This window comes from Flavobacterium gelatinilyticum, assembly GCF_027111295.1.
Classification (GTDB): Bacteria; Bacteroidota; Bacteroidia; order Flavobacteriales; family Flavobacteriaceae; genus Flavobacterium; species Flavobacterium gelatinilyticum.
The window spans coordinates 2,134,355-2,155,023 of record NZ_CP114287.1; the positions used below are offsets into that span (position 1 = coordinate 2,134,355).

Genomic DNA, 20,669 nt, shown 5'->3' on the forward strand with positions numbered 1-20,669 from the left:
TATTCAATTTCAAGAGGTTAGAATTCTAAAATCTCATATCACTAACTTTGAAACACTACCAATCAATTGAAAGATTTAAAAAATTCTATTTCTTCCTTTGATAACGGAGGTATATCTTTATATCTGGCTAATTGTAAAATATAACAATACTTCAATAATAAATAACCGCTTTCGTTTTCGGAATGTCCTTTCAGAATATCTCTAAAAAAACTAAACTCTTTTTTTGAATCGTTAGACTTTAAAAAGGGAACAAAATAATGCCCTTTACTAGATTTAATCTTCTCAATTATCCAATATGTACCAGTATTTGTTCTAAAAAATTCATCCAAATAAAGGCTAATTGAAAATAAATCTTTTTCATTAAGTTTTTCTAATCCATACAAGTGAATTTTCTCATCAAATTTATCTAATGTAGAAACATTTTTATAATCCAGTTTTATATCGAATTTATTTTCTAATTCCTCCACATATAACTTAACAGTATTTGAAATATCAGAGATTCGCTCTTGTTCCAATTCTCTAATGTCATCTATATTCATATTTCGGTTATTATTTTCTTGACTATATCCATAAAAAAAAGAAAAAAATAATATAGTTACGGATATTTTTTTGGTTAGCATCATAGCTTAACGGGTTTTTTAAATTCATATACTGCAGGATTTAGAGGACCTGTCTTATAACCAAAATCCACCTGCATGTTACCACCATTCATCCTATATTGTGATACCCAGTGTTGGATTTGAACACCTTTTGATTGTGCATATACATATACTTCTGGACTTACATTACTATTACTCGTTGTTACTAAACATAAATAAGCCGCTCCCGTTTTTGTTGCTGAATGCTTAAACTCCTCGTATATTCCATCGATAAATCCTTTTATCTGCTTATCTAGTGAAATATTTTTGTTTCTAGCTTTTACTTCCCTCCAAACTGATTTATTATATCTAACCAACATTAGTCTGCTAAAATTAAAATGTAAGCCATCTGAATATGCATCTGGTCGAGATAAAGTTGAACGACCTGTTGCACCTTCAAAGTTGGCATCTTCTTCAAAGTTTTTTTCTCCAAATTTTACAAATGCATTTTCAAATAATTTTCCAGCAAAGTCTCCAATTTGTTTATCAGATATACCATATTTATTTTGAACATAACTATTAAAAATGTTGGCCGTTAATGGATTCCATTCTGAACTACTCGCTCCGTCTTCATCTTCTGAAACATTCGCTGTTGCTCCGTTACTCGCTGTTGCAGTACCATTATTAAAAGTCCATTTCGTTTCCGCATTATTATCAGACTTATTCCATAAATCTTGAATCACAGATTGCGATAGCATTCCATCTGGGTCAACATTAATTACAGGATTATTATAAGCATAATTATAAGGCGTCCAGCGTCTCGATACTTCTGCCAAAGGGTCAACATTCATCCATCGACCAAGTGCAGAGTCATAGTTCCTCGCTCCATAGTCGTACATCCCAAGCCTCAGCTCGTCTTGGCGCTCTTTTCCATTGTACTTATACTTATTCTCAACGCCAGTTTTTACAGTATTATACCCTTCCTGCTTCAATCCAAAAGGATAATAATTATTTTCTTCTTTAATAGCAAGAGTTTTATCATAACTGATTCTAATGTTGCCCAGATGATCTTTGTATTGGTAAATATATCTATAAGAACTTCCAGATGGTTCAGCATAACCTTCTGCAGTTGGGAAAAATTTTAATACGCCATTTTCATACTGATAACCTCCCAGATAATCTGTAGTTATAGCTGTTTTCCCTGTTTCGCTTACAGTCTTCTGGACCTTTTGTCCCGCTGCATTGTAAAGGTACACAATATTCCCAGCAGTGCCAAAGGTAATTTTTAACGGCAGATTTAAATGGTTATAGGTTATTGCCGTTATGTTTTTATTGGCATCAGAGATCATATTTCCGTTTAGGTCATAAGTATAATCATCTCCTGTGTTGGTACCATCTATAAATCCTATTGTTTTATTGCTGCTGTCGGCAACTTTTACCAGCTGGTTGCTTTTATTGGTATTGGAATAGGTATAAACTAAATTATCAATTGGAGTTACCGTTTCGCTGTTTCCGTTACGGTAAATTTCTTTCTATATTCATTTTCGATCCTCATTGCATTCACGAGCAAGATGCTCGCACCAGCCAGGGATTTCCTTTGCGGACACGGAAAGAATTTCCGCGCGATCGTTGCGGATATTCGAGCGATCGGGTTGTTTTTGCTACATAAATGCGAGAACTTTTTCTTTTCAATTCAGATTTACGACAGGCATTTATGCAACAAAAACAAGCACACTTACCAAAGTTTAAAACACAAAAAAAACCGCCGATTGGCGAGGTTTTCTTTTTTATATCTTTATCGATGATCTTTGCGTTCACGGAAAAAATTTCCGCGCTATCGCTGTCGATAGATCTGCGCGATCGGGTCTAATAACTAAGATACAAATAAATTTGCGCGATCAATAATCTTCCATAAATTATTCGTCTTTTTAAAAATTATTAAATCCGCTCTTTTACTATGCCCTACCGATTTAATTAAAACTAACATAATTTTATTTTCATACATTTTGAAATTACAAAGCTCGATTTCACCTACGAAGTTTGGTTTTTCAATCGAAGAATCAGTATAAATATTATATTTACCAATTGATTTAGGAAAATGTGAAGTTAATTGAAAATTTTCATATTTCCCCTTTCTTAGAATTTCACCATATAATTTATCTAATTTGGAATTTTTACTAAATAAATCATTTATATCTCTACTGATAATTTTATCATAAACAATTGAATCTACCAAGTTAACAGAAAATGGAACTTTAGGAATTATCTGTTTTTTATTAGAATCAAATTTTTCTTCTTCTATGAATGGTACAGGTATAAATGTTCCTGTTTTATAGGCAAACGTATCTACTAATTGTATAAAATTATCAGCAATCACAGCTTCTTTATTTATACTTTCTTTTTTACAGCTAAGTAAAAAACAGAAAGTTATTGTCATATAAAATATGAGTATTCTGTTAATCTTTAAAAATCCAACCTTTTCCATATTTTTTAAGTAGTTTATATGCGTTCTCATTGTCAATCATTTCGTAGGGACTAAATATTTGTTGTTCAAAACCATCCCCATATTCATACGGTGATTCACTCAATTTATTTTTCATCCTACCATAGTGAACAAATTCATGTAAAATTGTAATTGCTACTAAAAATGATGTTGCTTGAAGCCTTTCATTATTTTTAACAATTTCTAGACCATTTGCCCATTTTAGATTAACTTTCATTGTACCATCTGGAGCTGTTGTGCCAAATTTCGCTTTGATTACTTCCGTTAATAGAGTCCCTCCTTTACCATATTCTAGTTCTTCTAATACTTCCATAGTAGAAAACCCCGAATAGCGAGCTAGCCAATCAAGTATATTCGAATTACTTTTGACATACGCTTTAAGTTGTTTAACAGTCTTTGTGAATCGTGGTCTTGTCTTCTCATAATCTGAACCCTTTGGAAATTTTATACTATATTCATTATTTGTATTAGAGTCGTTGCTACTTTCTTGAGATTCATTATTTTCAGATTTTTCACTTCCATTCGGATTAAGCCCATAGCTAGCCATTGCATCTTCAAAACTTATAGTTTCGTTCTTACTGTTTATATAAGTTCCTGTTTTTTCATCATAATGCTCTCCTGCCATTCCACTAGGGTCTGCCCAATAAACAGGATTTTCATTAAACGCGCTATATGGAGATTGATTATGATGAACAATTGGGTCGTGAACAAGCCATCTAGCAATTGCTGGGTCATACTGACGTGCATCCATATCGTACATATTCAATGATAGCTCGTCCTGAAGCTCCTTTCCATTGTACTTATACTTATTCTCTACACCAGTTTTCACAGTATTATACCCTTCCTGTTTTAACCCAAAAGGATAATAATTACTTTCTTCTTTAATAGCAAGAGTTTTATCATAACTGATTCTAATGTTGCCCAGATGATCTTTGTACTGGTAAATATATCTAAAAGAACTTCCAGAAGGTTCAATATATCCTTCTGTCATTGGAAAAAATTTCAATGCACTGTTGTCATACTGATAACCTCCAAGATAATCGGTAGTTACTGCTGTTTTTCCTGTTTCGCTTACAATCTTCTGCACCTTCTGTCCCGCTGTATTGTAAAGATACACAATATTCCCAGCGGCGCCAAAGGTGATTTTTAACGGCAGGTTTAAATGGTTGTAAGTTATTGCTGTTATGTTTTTGTTATTGTCTTTTGTCATGTTGCCGTCTGCATCATAGCTGTAATCATCAACCGTATTAGCAGCACTGTCTGTAAAACCTTTTGCTTTATAAGCTGCAGGAGCATTATCGACTACCTTTGCCAGCTGGTTGCTTTTATTACTGTTTTGGTAACTGTAGACTAAATTATCAATCTGCTGCAGGGCATTGTTTCCGTTACGAGCAATCGACATGATATTTCCGTTTTTATCGTACGTCAGGGTCTCATCAAAAAAGTTGTTTACAGTGCCGTTTTGTTTAGAGATCCCGGTCTTTAAACGGTTAAGATTATCGTATCTATACCCGTAGCCTCGTATGATGCCGTTGTCTGAGTTGGTTGCCCAATAAGTCTCTGCTATGTTCCCGTTGTATAAAGGATTCACACCAGCTGTTGTACTTGTATTGTAATTAATTTTAAAAGCAAAGAGATCTTTAGGATCTCCTGCTTTTGTAAGTGAAGTCACATCATTAATCCCCGTAAGCCATCCTCGGATGTTATAGGTGTAATTGATGTTCTGCACGGCACCGCCTGTTTTTTTAGAAATAAGCTGTCCTAATTCGTCATAGGTATTGGTAAATAAAACTTCCGGTGCAGCCACATCGTTTATCTGGTGTGTCTGGCTTATTAAACGATCCTGAGGCGAGTAGGTAAAAGTATCTTTTGTTTTCAGCTCGGTATCTCCTGCCAGTCTTTTATGTCTGGTTATCGTATATTCTGTTTTACCCGGAAAATCAAGTTTGGTGTCGGTATAGGTATAGCCTCCCAGATGGTTTATGGTATAAATACGAATCGGTCTGGCTTTATCATCATAAAATGTAGCGGTGGTTTCTCCCATAACAGCCGTGCTGGCTGAAGGCACTCTTGTCCATGAAGCCGTCTGAAGTCCTTTTACCTCACTGGCAGAGAGAACTTTTTGTGTTTCGATAATTGCAGGCACTGCAATTGCAGGAGTGCTCGGGAAGGTATAATTGTCATAATAATTCACCGACAGAAGTTTAAAACTAGTCGGCGAAACTGTATTGGAGTAATAAGCCGGGATGCCGTCAAGAGTTCCGCTGGTTAGTTTTGTTTCGTTCAGTACAGTCAGCGACGGACTGTTCTGCGCTGTCTGCAGGGTGATCCTTCCTGATGCCGTGGCCGGGGAAGCTGTCGACCAGCCGGTATAAACCGGACGGCTGAAGGCATCGTATTTGGTAATAATCCACCCAGCAGTATTTAAATCAGAAAACGGGGAATTGGCAGGTCCTGCGGCCACGACTCTGTCGAGTTTGTCATATACGATAAATTCCCATTGTTTTCCAGGGAGTTTCTTTTCAGCTAATCTGTTTCTGTGATCGTATTTATACTGGTAGCACAAATCGTCAAGGATAGCTTTATTGGCATCAATAACGGCACTGAAGGTGCTTCCTGCCTTGGCATGAAAACCGTCAAGGAGCCTGATGGAATTTGATGCTGTTAAATGCAGGGTGCCTGCCGGTTCTACTTTGGCTGTAGAGGTTACATCTGACTGTGTGCTTGAAGAACCTCCAATTAAATCCACCGCTTTTGGAGGGATTACATAGGTAAGGTTTCCATAAATATCATAAACATAATAGGTGTCGTGTTCTATACCCGCATCAAAGGTTCTTTTAAGCACGATTTGTCCTTCTTTGTTTTTAAACTCCTGTGTTCCGGCTTTTACGGCCGGAGCGGTATTTTCATCATAAGTAACGGTTTTATAAAGCTGGTTTGCTTCATAAAAGCCGTTATTGTTAAAAGAAATAGTATACAAGCCGGATACAGCATCCCAGGATGTACTGGCAGTAAACAGCCTGACTTCATCTTTGGCATTACTCTGGTAGCTGATTTTGATCTCATGTCCTGATCCTGATCTCCAGTCATTACCCGGAGCGGCCTGCATAAGCACACGGTTAAGAGGTGATGCTTCAAGTTCTTTTCGGCTGAAAGGGAAATCGGTAATATCCATGGCGGAGTTTCCGGTAACGGCTTCGGATGCGGTTTTGTAATAATTCATTACTTTAGCTTTTCCCGAAGGTTCAAAAGCCATATTGGTGGTTTCTGCCTTAAAAGGAAGATAGTCTTCAACCTGTCTTCCTAAGCTGTCGTATTCGATATGCGTTACGATATCTTTTCCGGATTTGGACTGCTGGCCGTCTATTTTCTGTATGGGTCTCCCGAGTCCGTCAAAATAGGTGGTGCTCTGTGATGCCTGCGAAATTGAAGGCGACACTATCTTCTGTGTAACCGGCACTTTGTAGGTAACGGTTTTAACATAGTTTTCACTCTGGGTCTGGCTCATTACCATAACAGGGAACAAAACCAAAAGGAATTTGATTAGATTTTTCATGGTGCTTTTGGTTTTTTTTATTGTTTGTAACGGTACTGGTTTTCTGAAAGGATATTGCCTTTGGCATCTTTTACAACATCAAGACGGCCAAAATCATCATAGGTATAGGTTGTAGTCTGGCCTTTAGGATCTGTAACGGTGCTTACCCCGACAAGCGGTTTATAAGTATAGGTTGTAATCATGGCATTTGGCAGTGCTGTTCTAAACAGACCGAGGGCTTCTTTTAGTTCGGTTTCTGTTTTTGTATCTGATTTATCCTGTAAATTAGCTGCGTAAGAAGCAGCCTGGCTGTAAAGCGCATTTTCTATCTTGGCAATAGGCTGGGTTTTATTATAGCCCCAGATTATCGATACAGGCGTGCCGTTCTCCGGAGTATATTCAAGGATATTGCCTTTTTCATCATATTTGCCAAAGGTGATTTTTTTCTCTAATGATGCTGCAGCTTTGGCTGTATAAATAAATTTTGGCAGTAACAAATCTGCTGTTGAGGCATCTTTGCCAAAAACTGTTTTTTGCTCAGACTGTTTTACAGTTCCTCTGTAGGTTTCTGTTTTCAGCGGGGTATCGATTCGGTTCCCTGCAATCATTTCTGATACAAAAGGCTCCGAAAGAAGATCATGAGGATAATAATATCGGGTTTCCAGATTCTCTTTTAAAGATGATTTGGTGCTCTGCGAAGTAAGCTGGATATGGCTTGGATTACCGTATTTATAAACCGTTTGGGTTTCAACAGGGTTTAATCCGTCAAGATCGTATTTTTTTGAGATTGAGGATTCTAAATAAAACCAATGTCCTAATGTTTTGTATTCAACCATACTCATATTATCTACAGTCTGTACATTTGGGCACAATTCCGTATAATTTTTCCTTACTCTATAGGCAATAACTTCTTTAGAGTAAGCAGGATCTTCTTTATACTTGTTTTCAGTTTCTGCTATTGTTATAAAAGGGCCATTGGGTGTTTTTTTCTTAAATATTTCTGACTTTAATTCCAATCCATTATCCCAACCGGAATTGGTAAGCGGCGCACCTTTGATATCAGTACTAAAAAGAGAACTTCCATGCTCATCTCTGTTTACAATAAATTCTTTCATTTCTCCTCCATTTTCGAAGTTGTCTCCTCCTTCGCTGGTGGTAACATATTTATAAAAACAGTTACTGCTGCCGGTATCAAACAACGAGACCAAACTGCTGGAACTCAACGTTAGATAATAATTATCTACAAAAGCACACAATCCAACCCCCCATTCTGATGTACACATCGATCTAATCATAGTCTGATCAATGTAATAAGGATTCCTGCCTTTATCGCCAGATGAGTGATTAAGATCATGCTTAGGCCCATAATAGAATCTTTTATAAACAGGAGCTGCTGCTGCAGATGCAAAATCTTTGGTCGATTTAATACGCACTCCACCCGTTTCTATATTTGTGTCTTCAGTCTTGGGAACATCTGCATAATAGTAAAAATTTATTCCGGCAGAAGTACGAATTCCATTTTTTGTAAGTGTAATTATATACGTCTGTCCTGCTTTTGCGTCAAAATAAAAAGGCTCTGTTGCCATTTCTACAATAACATGAGGATCTGCAGATACTTTTGAGCCAAATTGACTCATTGTATAAAATTTCAAATAATTTGTTGGTGAAGCAGCTTTAGCCACTCGAACTCTGGCAGTATAATTTCCTTTGTCAAGCGGATCACGTACAGGACCATTGCCTCCTTCATGTGGAGCCTCTAAATCTGCATAATCAACAAAGCCGGAAAATGTAATTGTCTGATCCATCGGAGAAGTTATCGTGATAGTTTTTCCATTTTTATAATCCTCTATATTGTCGCCATTTTCATCTTCAAAAATATGATCAATTCTAGCCTGTACTTTTGCTGGATATGTCGTTTTTGAGCCCCAATACGTATTGCTTTCATAATCAAATTGGGTATATCCTTTTGTTGGATAAGTAATTTTACTTAACAAACCTATTTTAGCAAAATCGCCATCCGGTTCTTTATTTGCCCCTTGGTAATCAAGATTGTTTAATCCGTATTCTGTTATATTTTTAGGTACCAGATTGATATTGCTTTTGCCGTTATAATACCCCCAGTGATCCTGACTTTTTGAAAGTCTATTTGGAAAACTATCAGGGGCTATATATTCAAAACTGTATTTTTTTGAAGGATCGTTATACGTTATATTCTGTAAAAAAACACGCGAATTACCTGTTTTAAGATAATTCAAATTCAATTTTTCAATAATAGCTCCTGTAATATTATATTGCGTTATCGATTCTATTTTACTGTTGCCGGTAACCTCTGCATTAACTCCGTTTGCATAATAAGCAATTGTTACATATCCATCAGAGCTGTTACTGCTGCTTATTTTGGTTATTCTTTTTCCAATAACTTTCATATTGTACGAAGAAATACCGCTTAATATTGGTGCTGTAAACGCAGGACCGCTGCACGACAACTGGACTCCGTTTGACAACATTAATCTTTGGGAATTTGAAGCCGTATACTCCAGGTTAACAGGCTCTGGTTCGTAAGTAAAAACAATTGCCGAATTATTTGGATGCGCAATTTTTGTAAGATACCAGGCCGTTACACTGCCGCTTATTACTGAATGTCCTTCCCCCTGATTTCTAAAAGTAGTAGTTTCTTTTTCTGTAAAAAAGTATTGAACACCATTGGCGGCTGTTAATTTAAAATCTTCACCGTTGAGACCAATTCTTTCTATTTTAATTTTTTGATTGTTTACCAATACCGGAACATTATTTTTATCGTAAACAAATTTTCCTGAAATACCATTACAGTTAAAAGAATAGATATCACGCTCTGTATCAGCAAAGTCTTGTCCTGCTGCTTTATAAAACTGAAGCTGTTGTTCTGGTGTTGCAGTATATAAATTCGGAATATCGATACTTTGGTTTGAATCATCATTAAGATCCCTTACGGTACGGGTAATAACACCTCCCACATTAAGGTTCCACCCCAAACCTACGTTTGAAGCTACTTCGTCGACTTTAATTCCGTTTGAACCATACGAAAGTGACAATGGCGATTCTAAATTTTTTGTCTTAAAAGTAAGCAGTGAAACTGAAAGATTGGCCGATCCCGTAAATAATCCTACAGGGACATTTCCAAATTTACCTAACTCTCCGGCAACAGGAGACGGAGGTATTATATTGGGCAGAAAACCGCCTTCAGTATTCTGGGCATTAGAGGAAGATACTATACAGAGAAAGAACAGAGAGAACAAAAATCTAAATGAACTCTTTACAATTAAATTAAACATAGGAACTAACATTTTTTGTAATAGATTTTAAAAGGTATTTTTATGAGGTGTATATCGAGAATTTTACTACAAACATACTCATTAAGATTTTGATTCTTTTACGGAATCCCACATTTATCTACTACTATTTCGTAAAAAGCAGTATTTAAAAAAGATATAAATTATTTAAAATGCAACTAAAATATTCTTTAATAATTTTCTTTCAAAATATAAAAATAAAAACAAACAAAACTCGCAAATTTAAAAAATAAGATATATTTTAGTTTTTAAGATATTTAATAATATGAAATCATAAATAAGCCATGTGTCAAAAATACATTTGCGTTAACAATGATACTAATTATCTTAGAAACTACAGTATGTAAGAGATTGAAAGATTTGTTTTTTTATCGAAGTTATTTTCTACAGAATCGAAACATTAAGATTTATCTAAAAAAATCAAAAAAAATAACAATCAATAAAAAAAGCCGTTTCGGCACTTTTACAGTACCAAAACGGCTTTTCAATTTTATTTTATTAGTTTAATCCTGCTTTATAAAAACCAAATCTTCATTATAATTCGCAATACTTACTAAAGCATTATAAATATATTTCGAAACCAAAGCGCCGCCTTCAAAATTAATTAAATCAATATCATCTTCCGGAGTGTGGTACTGCGGATGTCCGCCGGTGTGTAAACCAATTACAGAAATTCCAGATTTATAAAAAGTAACGTGATCCGAACCTCCTACTTCGCCGGCGTGAACAACAGGATTTAGTCCGCTGTTTTGCCCGAGGTTTTTCATAAGTTCAACTCCGTTTGGGAAAGTTCCTGCGCCGCCCATATAGATTTGTTTTTCAGAATTTAATCTTCCTACCATATCCATGTTGAGCATGACTTTTACAGCTTCTTTTTTTACGGGAAGATGGTTTACAAAATATTTTGATCCCAGTAATCCTTCTTCTTCCCCGCTGAAAGAAACAAAAATAATGCTTCGTTTGGGTTTTATTTTAAGTTTTGAAACTTCTTCAAGAATACATAACAAGGCCGAAACGCCCGAAGCATTATCATCGGCTCCGTTATGAATCGCAATGGTGTCTTTCTTCTTGCTTCCGGATCCTGTTCCGCCCCAGCCCCAATGATCATAATGTGCGCCTATAACGATAAACTCATTTTTTAGTTTTTCATCAGAACCTTCAATAAACCCGAAAACGTTTTGGGTCGAAACGCTGTCGGATTTCATTTTGTTGATCCCTTCTTTTACAAATACCTTAAAAGGCTGGTAATAACCGCTGCTAAATGGCTGTAATCTGTATTTCTTAAAATGTTTTTTAATGTAAGCTGCTGCATCGTTATTTCCTTTTGTTCCCACAAAACGTCCTTCCATTTTATCTGATGAAAGGTATTTATCGTGTTTGTAAAAAGTCTGTGCCATGTTATTTTTTTGAGCATTTGCCATAATACTCAAAAGCAGCAAGCTTAAAACAATGCTGAAGTTTTGCCTAAATTTCATATTTTCTTATCTAAAAAATTAGACGCTGATTTTACTAATTCGCTTTGCGAAGACACCAATAAAACGAATTTTAAATCTGACTGTTTTTAAAAATCTATAAAAGTGCTCCGCAAAGCGAATCAGTTAATCAGCGTGTAAATACAAACTTATTTCAGTTCAAAAATCTTATCCATTAAAATCCATTTTTCGCCGGATTTTGCCTGTGGCAGTGCTTTTTGGAATTTCCACATCAGGGTTTCCCATTCCTGCACTTTTGGATTTTCGGCGTCCATTTTTCCTTTTTCTTCAAATGAGAAAGTATCATTGGCTTCGATTATCATAAACAAACGATCGCCTACATTGTAAATCTCTAAATTGGAAATTCCGGAATCTTTGATGCTTTTCTGTATTTCAGGCCAGACATTTTTATGATACTCAATGTATTGGGCAATCAAATCGGGATCGTTGTTTAAATCTAAGGCTAGGCAGTACTTTTGCATAATTTTGTTTTTTATTGTAAATCGAATGTGGTGTGTTTGATATACTTACGGTTATAGGTATACAAAACGTGTATTTTATTGTCTGATGTCTGAATAATGGCCGGATAACTGAATTCGCCTTCCTTTTGTTTTTCGAGATCGAACAGTTTTTTCCAGTTTACACCATCGTTAGAATATTCTACATCGAGAACGTTTCGTCCGTTAAACCAGTCTTTCCCCATTTTTAAAGGATTGTTGACCAATAAAAATGATTTATCTGATAAAGTTACGGCATCTACTCCTGAATTCGAATTTACAACATTTATACTATCCGTTTTCTGCCAGGTTTGTCCGTTGTCTTCAGACCAGGACGAGATTAATTTGTTGTGTCGGCTTCGGGATAAAATCTGGATTTTTTTATCAGAATGCACCAAAAACGTCGGCTGGATAATGTCAAAGTTTTTCTTATCATTAATATCGGCAATCGTCCAGCTGTCTTTATTTTCATTATAAGTTTCGATAAAAACCCTCCATTTGTTGTCGTCTACACTTTCGGTGCTGCTGCCGCATAAAATAATTCCGGAAGAAGTTTCGATTGGTTTATTTCTAATTGGTCCTAAAATTCCTTTTGGCAGGTATTTTGCTTCGCTCCATGTTTTTCCGTCATCTTTAGAAACGATCATAGCGCCAAACCACTCTCTTGGATTTTTCCCGACTTTGTAAAACAAATACAAATTCTCGGCTTTGCTTTTAAACAACACCGGATTCCAGCATGGCAGTGTATCGCCGTCTTTGATTAAAGGTTCTATCAGCTCTTTTGGAGCCGACCATTTTTTGTTTTTGTAAGATGAAACATAAATACCAACATCTTTTGCACCTTCGTAGGTACCGCCAAACCACGCTGCCAGAAGTTCATTATTTTCTAATTCGACCAATGTCGAAGCATGACTTGCTGCGGTAACCGGTTTATCGGCAATATAATTTTGGGTAATGTTTACAGCTTTTGGATCTTCTTTAACTGAATTGCAGGAAACAAAAACCGAAACCAGTAAAGCAGCCGGATAATATTTTTTTAATTTCATAATTTGACTGTTATATAAAACAAAAGGAGAGTTACCTCTCCTTTTGCTGTTTATAAGTAACGAATCTCGTTTTCTTTACTTAGTATTATTTAGTATCCCACCAAAGTCTTGTTCCTCCTGAATCAGGACCTCCAAGTTTTTTAATGGCATCTTCAACTGCTTCACCATTTGCAGAATATTCGTTTGTAACGTAAATAACACGTTTCATTAAACTTTTACCTACTCCTGGCTCAAGATTATCTGTATTGATTGGCTCATAAATAACTTTAGCATCACTTCTTCTTAAATCAGCCCATGCTTCCCATGACTCAGGGAAAACAGCTAAATATTTCTGAACTGCAATTTGTGTACGCTGGTTAGCTTCAGAAGATGACCATGCAACAGGAAGAGTTACAGGAACATTTTGCAAACCAATAGTAGGATAAGCTGTTGCTGCGTTTGGTATAGATGGAACAGATGTTCCGGCGATATAATTTGAAATTTCAGCCGCATCTGTAATACCCCACTGTCTTAATGATAATGTGATACCCTGCTCGTATAAAGTTTGTGCTGTACCAATCATATTCCATCCGTTTAAAGCACCTTCGGCTCTGCTTAGATAGTTTTCTGAGGCCATGAAAATTTCAATATTTTTAGTATCCATAAGGGTTCCATTTGCACCGCTTCCTAATACATCATTATTAAACATTGAGAATTTAGTTGTTCCAAACTGACCTTGTAATCCTCCAACCGGTCTTCCTTGATAAACACCTGTATCGATAGGAGAAAACCATTTAGCTAATCTTGGATCATCGTATCCTACAAGAAGACTTTCCATAGAAGCTGTCATGAAATATCCCCAAGCATTTACAATCATATTCAGGTTGTTTGGTGTAATGTTACTTACTTTAAAAGTAGCACTTTGCTCGTTAGTTTCGATCACACCGGCTGCTACTGCAGCTTCTGCCTGAGCTTTTGCTTTAGCAGGATCAATATCTGAAATTCTTAATGCTAGACGTAATCTAAGACTGTTTCCAAATCTTTTCCAGCTTTGTACATTTCCTCCGTACACTCGGTCGTTTGGCTGTAATGTTCCCACTGTTGTTGCAGCTGTAGCATTAAGTGTTGCGTTTGCTTCGTCTAACAATTTAAAAAAGTCTTCGTAAATAGATTCTACACTATCGTAAGGAACTTTTTCTTTATTGTTTCCTGCTTCTGTATAAGGAATCGGACCGTAGCAGTCTACCATTTGGTTGTACATAAATACTTTCCAGATTTTTAGTACTGCAAGTGCGTCTGCATTTCCTTCAGATGCTTTAATTGCATTGTTTAATGCCGGTACAGCTACAGTATAAAAACGTAACCATCCACGACCTTCATAACCATTAACAAATGCATTTCTTTCTGTTCCGTATCCACAGCTTAAGTAATGAGTAAATGTAGAAGGCAAAATACCTGTTGCAATACCCCATGTTCCCTGATCATCTACAGGAGAAGAATATGAACCATTGTGAATACCTGCATATAATGCCGAAGCAAATGCCGGTCCTGCAAGAGTTGGATCAAGCTGGTCTTCTGTAAGTGTATTTTTGTTCGTGTTTATTTCGTCAAAATCCTGTGTACAGCTTGAAAAAACAGCGAGCATCGATACGACAACTCCTATTGTTTTAATTTTATAACTATTTTTCATTTTATCTCTTTTTTAAATTAAAATCCAAACTTCACGTTTACACCATATTCTCTGGTAGAAGGAATATTGAAAGATTCAATACCTTGTAAGTTTCCTGTTCCCGCTCCAGCTTCAGGGTCAAAATATTTAGCTTTATTCATAAAGAAGAACAAGTTTCTTCCCACAATTGAGAAATCGATATTTGCAAATCCAGAGTTTTGTAATATACGTTTTGGTAATGAATATCCAAAAACAAGCTCTCTCAATCTAATGTTAGTAGCGTCATAAATAAATGGTTCTGCTACCGGAGTTCTTTGTCCTACTGACGTCCAGTATTGTTCTGCAGTAATACTTGTAGTGTTTGGAAGGAAAGTTCCATCAACAACTCCAGGAACAATAATACCGCCTTCTCTACCAGCCAGAGTAACATCACTTACCCCTAAACCTGCTTGTCTTGCTTGTGTATAAGAAATAACCTCACCACCAATTCTAAAATCAACTAAGAAGCTTAAAGAAAAATCTTTATATCTGAAATTGTTTTTGAAACCTGCTGTCCAGTCTGGGTTAAAGTTTCCTGCACGTACTACAAAATCATCTGTTGCTAATGGTATACCTGCAGCGTTTACAACGATTTGTCCGTCAAGTGTTCTTGAAAATCCTTTAATGTATAAATCTCCGTATTCACCACCTTTAACTACTTTACTTCTTACCATACGTCCGTCACCAATAACTAATTCTTCTCTGTTATCATAAATAGACGTGATTTTTGATTTATAAGAAGCGTAGTTAGCTGTAATATCCCAAGAGAAATTTTCTGTCTGCACAGGAGTAGCTGTAAGAGTTAACTCGATACCTTTGTTTTCGATATCACCACCATTTAATACTGCTCTTGATTTTGAAGAAGATTCAGGTGTATTTATGTAGAAAATCTGATCTGAAGTTTTGGTCTGGAAATAAGTAAAATCTAATCCTAAACGGCTTTTGAAAAATCTAATATCAGCACCAAACTCAGTAGAGCTTGACATTTCAGGCTTTAAATTAGGGTTTGCAGCTGTTGTTTGAGAATACAACATACCACCATTACCACCAATGTAAGATAACTGAGAACTTGTCTGGTAAGGATCTGTATCGTTACCCACTTTAGCATAAGATCCTCTAACTTTTGCAAAACTGATAACTTCAGGTAAAGTAACCATGTCCGAAACAACTGCAGAAAGTCCTACAGATGGATAGAAGAAAGATCTGTTTTGTGATGGTAAAGCAGATGACCAGTCATTTCTTGCTGTGATATCAAGGAAAAGGTAATTTCTGAAACCAATCTGAGAGAATCCATAAACTGAATTAACTTGTTTTTCTGACATTGTAGAAGTTGACTGAACTGTCGTTACGTTGATCAAAGAAAAATAATTTCTTTTACTTAAAACACCGCCTGATGTTAAAGATGAACTAGATTGTTTTAACAAGTTAGCACCGGCATTAAGTCCAACTGTGAAATCACCAAATGTTTCTTTATAAGAAAGTAAAGCATCTGTATTAAATTCACTTACCGTTTCGTAAAATTCGCTGTACTGACCTAAGTTATTATTGAATGCTTTTGTTGCATATCTGTTTCTAACAGTAGTGTTTGTCATTTGATCAAGACCTGATCTTACCTGTAAGCTAACATTTTTTGAGATGTCGTACTTAAGAGACGCAAGACCAATAAATCTGTTTCTTTTATCATCACGAGCATCACTTCTTAATGCTGACCAATAAGGGTTTCCACCTGGAGAACCTGCCTCGTCAATAAAGTAATTTTGTTGTAATTGTCCAGAACCGTCTCTGTATTCGAAATCACGGTACTCATTAAATTTGATACTACGAGGAAGTAAATAAGCAGATGTACCTATAGATTCTTCTCCTGTTCTTAATAAGTTATCAATTTTTTGTACAATGTAGTTTGTTTTTACATCTAATGATAATTTGTCTGTAAGCTTACTTGTCAATCTTAAGTTAAGATTGTGTCTGTCTAAAGCATTCCCCTGAACAATACCTTCTGCTCTTGTGTTAGTGTAAGAAAAATATCCTTGTGCTTTTTCATTTCCTGTAGTGATAGATAATGTATTAGCAAGGTTGTATCCTGTTTTCCAGAAATCACGAACGTTATTTGGCTGTGAACTGTAATCTGTTGTAGCTGGTCCTGCATAGTTAGGATTAGTTGCTAACTGCCAAGCTGAAACCTGACGTCCGTCTAATTTTCCTCCCCAGCTTGAAACTGAAATCGGATTGTAAGCTCCGCCGTCTCCCTGACCATACTGATTTTGGAAATTAGTCAAGTTATAAGCTGAAGATGCCATAAAGTTAGACGAAACCGAGATTGAAGTTTTTCCGGCTTTACCAGATTTAGTAGTAATAATGATAACACCATTACTCGCTCTGTTTCCGTAAAGAGCCGCTGCAGATGGTCCTTTAAGAACGGTCATCGAAGCGATATCTTCAGGGTTGATGTTCGAAATACCATCCGGCTGTGTAGTTCCTCCTGTATCAACATCAGAGTTACCTGTTGTAGTTCCGTTGCTGATTGGCACACCATCTACTACATATAATGGCTGGTTGTTTCCGTTAAGCGATCTGTTACCACGTAATGTAATTCTAGAAGAAGACCCAACACCATTTGAAGTTGTAGAGTAATTAAGACCTGCAACCTTACCTGAAAGTGAGTTGGCAACGTTTAATGATCTTGCTTCTGAAATCTCATCTACTGCAATGTTTTGTGCAGAGTAAGTAACTGCTTTTTTCTCTCTTTTAATACCAAGAGCTGTAACAACTACCTCTCCTAATTGTTGTGTTGCTGCACCCAGAGCGGCATTAATTGTAGTCTGAGTTCCTACGGTTACTTCTTTTGGAGCTGAACCAACATAAGAGAAAACCAAAACTGCTGATTGATTTGGAACTGTAATCGTGTACTTACCATCAAAATCCGATGATGTACTTGTTTTTGTTCCCTTAACAACAACGTTTGCCCCAGGGATCGGAATTCCGCTTTGAGCATCTGTTATCGTTCCTTTTACTGTTGTTTGTGCTTGTAGATTTTGGAATCCAAATAAGCATATCACAAACAGTAATTTTAGTACGTTCTTGATCATATTTAGTTGTTTTTTGAGTTAATAACATGTTAAACTTAAGAATACATTCTGTTAACAAAATATAATTTCGACAAATGACAATTTTGGAAAGGTGTTGGTATTACATTTATCTTTTTAGGGTACGAAAACGTTTTAAGTTGTAAGCTTAATCCTCTTTATTTACTGGACTCGCGCCGAATTAATCTAAACGTTTTATCCGTTCTTTGACACTATTCGTTTTAATACCCTAAAAACGTTAAAAATATTCTTAAATTAAACTTAAATTAGTTCGAAACTTTAAAATTGGTTTTTAGTAAATCTGTCGAATTTCCTCCTACCATTACTTCAAAATCGCCGGGCTCTACAACCCTTTTCATTTGTCTGTTCCAGATAGATAATTCATCTTGTGTAAGCGTGAATTCTACATTTTTAGTTTCTCCTTTTTTGATGTTTAGTCTTTTAAAGCCTTTTAATGTTTTTTCCGGCGTAGTTACAGAACTGTATACATCATTAATGTATAGCTGCACCACTTCGTCACCATCAAGGTTTCCTGTATTCTTAACATCAACAGAAACTTTAATTTCTCCGTTTGGTTTAATTTCTTTTGTATTTAACTTCAAATTTGAATAAGCAAAGGTTGTATAACTCAAACCGTGACCGAATGAATATAACGGGTGTTCACTTTCTGCCACGTATTTATGAATAGCAGATGGTTTTTGATTATAATATATAGGTAACTGTCCTACTGATTTTGGAACCGTGATTGGCAGTCTTCCACCCGGATTGTAATCTCCAAATAAAACATCAGCTACAGCTCTTCCTCCAAATTCTCCCGGGAACCAGCCTTCAATTACTGCCGGAATATTTTCGGCAATCCAGTTTGTAGAAAGCGGACGACCATTTAATAACACACAAACTACCGGAGTTCCTGTTTTTTGAATCGCTTCAATAAATTCCTGCTGCATTCCGTGTAAATTCAAATCAGCAACATCTCTGTTTTCTTCAACCAATTCATTTGATTCTCCTAAAACTACAATGGCAACATCTGCTTTTTTAGCTGCTTCGATTGCCGGCTGCATATCTACTTTTTCTAAGTTCCAACGCAAGTGAGCTCTGGCTCCCCAGCCTCCTTCCCACATTTCTATGCGGACTTTGTATTTTTTACCTGCTTCAATATTTTTTGGAGTAGTCACAATACTTGTTGCTCCTTTTGTCCAGTTGTCTATAACCAATTGATCATCGATCCACATTCTGATTCCGTCATCTGAACTTAAACCTAACCAGCCATCAAATGATTTATCTGACTGAATATAACCTGTCCAGCGAATAGAAAAATCATCCACATTCACACCATCTCCAGGTGCCCAAGGCCAGTCAAATTCTAATTGGCTGTCAATACGGGTTAAAGCCGGAGCTCCTTCTAAATTTCTGTTATTGAAATATTCTCCTTTTAATCCGTTTTGAGATCCGTCTGAAATAAATAAATATTTCGATGGGATAGCCTGTCCTTTTACAATCAGCGGTACACCTTCTTCATAAACCACATTAGCCGTTTTTCCCATTACTTGCTGTACGCCTTCAAAAACGGTTACTCCAACACTATTTTTAGGAGAATAACCTCCAAGCCTTGAAGCATTTGCATTTGGTCCGATAACAGCAATGTTTTTAAGATTTTTGCTTAATGGTAAAATATTGTTATCATTTTTCAGTAAAACCATTGATTTTTGAGCCGCTTCTAAAGCTACTGCCTGGTTTTCTTTGGTATGAAATCGCTCTTTAATCAGGTTTTTTTCTGTAAACGGATTTTCAAATAATCCTAATAAGAATTTCAAACGTAAAACGCCTCCCGCAGCACGGTCGATGTTTTCCATTGTCAGTTTCTTTTCGTTTACCAATTCAATGATGGTATTTTGCCAAAATTCATTTGAAAAATCATAAAACTGCATATCAACGCCCGAAGAAACCGCTTCTCTGATACTTTCTTTTGGAGAATCAGAAACTTTATGAGTTGTTTGAATGTATTTTATAGCTCCTAAATCTGAAACCACAATTCCTTTAAAACCCCATTCTTTTCTTAAAACATCTGTTAATAACCAGCTGTTTGCAGCACAAGGAATTCCGTCTAATTCTGAGTATGCACACATAGTTCCTAACGCACCGCCTTTTCTGAATGCTTTTTCGAATGAAGGAAGGTGATCTTCACGGGCCGAACGTTCCCCCACTAAAATTGGAGAAGAATTTCCTCCCGCTTGTGGAATACCGTGAACTGCAAAGTGTTTTGGTTCTGCAATAATAGAACGATCTGATTTTAAATCGTCTCCCTGCAATCCTTTGATGAATGCCAAACCTATTTCACTGTTTAAGAAAGCATCTTCTCCAAAAGTTTCAGCAACTCTTCCCCATCTTGGTTCGCGTCCTAAATCTAAGTTTGGTCCAAAACCAAAATGCACTCCATGCGCTCTGGCTTCCATACCAATTACTTTTCCTACTTTATCTAAAACAGAAGTATCCCAAGTCGCACCAAGTCCAATGTTCATTGGGAAAGTGGTACTTCCTTCGTCTAAATATCCGTGAAGCATTTCACACATAATCAAAGCCGGAATTCCCCAACGGTTTCCTTTAATAACGTTTGTTTGAAGGTCGTTGATCATTTTTGCCGAACGCGGATAAAGATCATGAATCGCTCCAATTCCTAATTTTCCAATTTTTTCAGCTGATTTACCTTTAGCAAAATCTTCTTTTTCTTTAAAAAAATCACCTCTGTACATATCCATCTGACGCACTTTTTCTTCAAGTGTCATACGGCTTAACAAGTCTTTTACTCTGTCTTCAACAGGCGCTTGCGCATCTTGATACAGATACTTTTTCTGGGCGTGGGTCTGGTTTAAAAAACCAACAGCCATTACAAAAATAATGGCCGTTTTTCTCATTCTTAATTGTAACATAGTTGTGTTTGT

11 protein-coding genes are annotated in these 20,669 nt (G+C 36.3%); all 11 read right to left on the reverse strand.

The window, feature by feature from the left end:
- Positions 1-62: 62 nt before the first annotated feature.
- Positions 63-623, reverse strand: coding sequence for a hypothetical protein (locus OZP11_RS09135; protein ID WP_281234908.1), 561 nt, complete (start codon positions 621-623; stop codon positions 63-65).
- Positions 620-1,927 (reverse strand): RHS repeat domain-containing protein, encoded by a 1,308-nt coding sequence (locus OZP11_RS09140; protein WP_281234909.1) that lies wholly within the window; start codon positions 1,925-1,927, stop codon positions 620-622. Before OZP11_RS09140 ends, OZP11_RS09135 begins: the two co-directional genes overlap by 4 nt.
- A 524-nt stretch (positions 1,928-2,451) precedes the next feature.
- Entirely contained in the window at positions 2,452-3,063 is a 612-nt protein-coding gene (locus OZP11_RS09145) for a glycosyltransferase family protein (RefSeq protein ID WP_281234910.1), read from the reverse strand.
- Complete coding sequence (locus tag OZP11_RS09150) at positions 3,035-6,637, reverse strand: DUF6443 domain-containing protein (protein WP_281234911.1); 3,603 nt, start codon at positions 6,635-6,637, stop codon at positions 3,035-3,037. Before OZP11_RS09150 ends, OZP11_RS09145 begins: the two co-directional genes overlap by 29 nt.
- 17 nt (positions 6,638-6,654) lie before the next feature.
- Positions 6,655-9,927 carry an RHS repeat domain-containing protein gene (locus OZP11_RS09155; RefSeq protein WP_281234912.1) on the reverse strand — a complete coding sequence of 1,091 codons (3,273 nt, stop codon included), beginning with the start codon at positions 9,925-9,927 and terminating at the stop codon, positions 6,655-6,657.
- Positions 9,928-10,448: 521 nt separating this feature from the next.
- Positions 10,449-11,420 (reverse strand): M20/M25/M40 family metallo-hydrolase, encoded by a 972-nt coding sequence (locus tag OZP11_RS09160; RefSeq protein ID WP_281234913.1) that lies wholly within the window; start codon positions 11,418-11,420, stop codon positions 10,449-10,451.
- Positions 11,421-11,566: 146 nt separating this feature from the next.
- Positions 11,567-11,899, reverse strand: a complete 333-nt coding sequence (locus tag OZP11_RS09165; protein ID WP_281234914.1) for an L-rhamnose mutarotase — start codon at positions 11,897-11,899, stop codon at positions 11,567-11,569.
- 11 nt (positions 11,900-11,910) lie between these two features.
- Positions 11,911-12,960, reverse strand: coding sequence for a sialidase family protein (locus OZP11_RS09170; protein WP_281234915.1), 1,050 nt, complete (start codon positions 12,958-12,960; stop codon positions 11,911-11,913).
- Between the two features lie 85 nt (positions 12,961-13,045).
- Positions 13,046-14,629 (reverse strand): SusD/RagB family nutrient-binding outer membrane lipoprotein, encoded by a 1,584-nt coding sequence (locus OZP11_RS09175; RefSeq protein WP_281234916.1) that lies wholly within the window; start codon positions 14,627-14,629, stop codon positions 13,046-13,048.
- Positions 14,630-14,646: 17 nt separating this feature from the next.
- Positions 14,647-17,733, reverse strand: a complete 3,087-nt coding sequence (locus tag OZP11_RS09180) for a SusC/RagA family TonB-linked outer membrane protein (RefSeq protein WP_281234917.1) — start codon at positions 17,731-17,733, stop codon at positions 14,647-14,649.
- 263 nt (positions 17,734-17,996) lie between these two features.
- Complete coding sequence (locus OZP11_RS09185; RefSeq protein WP_281234918.1) at positions 17,997-20,657, reverse strand: glycoside hydrolase family 3 N-terminal domain-containing protein; 2,661 nt, start codon at positions 20,655-20,657, stop codon at positions 17,997-17,999.
- Between the last annotated feature and the right edge of the window lie 12 nt (positions 20,658-20,669).

Bases quoted from the DNA above. Each gene is read 5' to 3' on its own strand.
- OZP11_RS09135 (WP_281234908.1), bottom strand. From the start codon at position 623: ATGATGCTAACCAAAAAAATATCCGTAACTATATTATTTTTTTCTTTT.
- OZP11_RS09140 (WP_281234909.1), bottom strand. From the start codon at position 1,927: ATGATCTCTGATGCCAATAAAAACATAACGGCAATAACCTATAACCAT.
- OZP11_RS09170 (WP_281234915.1), bottom strand. From the start codon at position 12,960: ATGAAATTAAAAAAATATTATCCGGCTGCTTTACTGGTTTCGGTTTTT.
- OZP11_RS09180 (WP_281234917.1), bottom strand. From the start codon at position 17,733: ATGATCAAGAACGTACTAAAATTACTGTTTGTGATATGCTTATTTGGA.
- OZP11_RS09150 (WP_281234911.1), bottom strand. From the start codon at position 6,637: ATGAAAAATCTAATCAAATTCCTTTTGGTTTTGTTCCCTGTTATGGTA.
- OZP11_RS09175 (WP_281234916.1), bottom strand. From the start codon at position 14,629: ATGAAAAATAGTTATAAAATTAAAACAATAGGAGTTGTCGTATCGATG.
- OZP11_RS09185 (WP_281234918.1), bottom strand. From the start codon at position 20,657: ATGTTACAATTAAGAATGAGAAAAACGGCCATTATTTTTGTAATGGCT.
- OZP11_RS09155 (WP_281234912.1), bottom strand. From the start codon at position 9,927: ATGTTTAATTTAATTGTAAAGAGTTCATTTAGATTTTTGTTCTCTCTG.
- OZP11_RS09145 (WP_281234910.1), bottom strand. From the start codon at position 3,063: ATGGAAAAGGTTGGATTTTTAAAGATTAACAGAATACTCATATTTTAT.
- OZP11_RS09165 (WP_281234914.1), bottom strand. From the start codon at position 11,899: ATGCAAAAGTACTGCCTAGCCTTAGATTTAAACAACGATCCCGATTTG.
- OZP11_RS09160 (WP_281234913.1), bottom strand. From the start codon at position 11,420: ATGAAATTTAGGCAAAACTTCAGCATTGTTTTAAGCTTGCTGCTTTTG.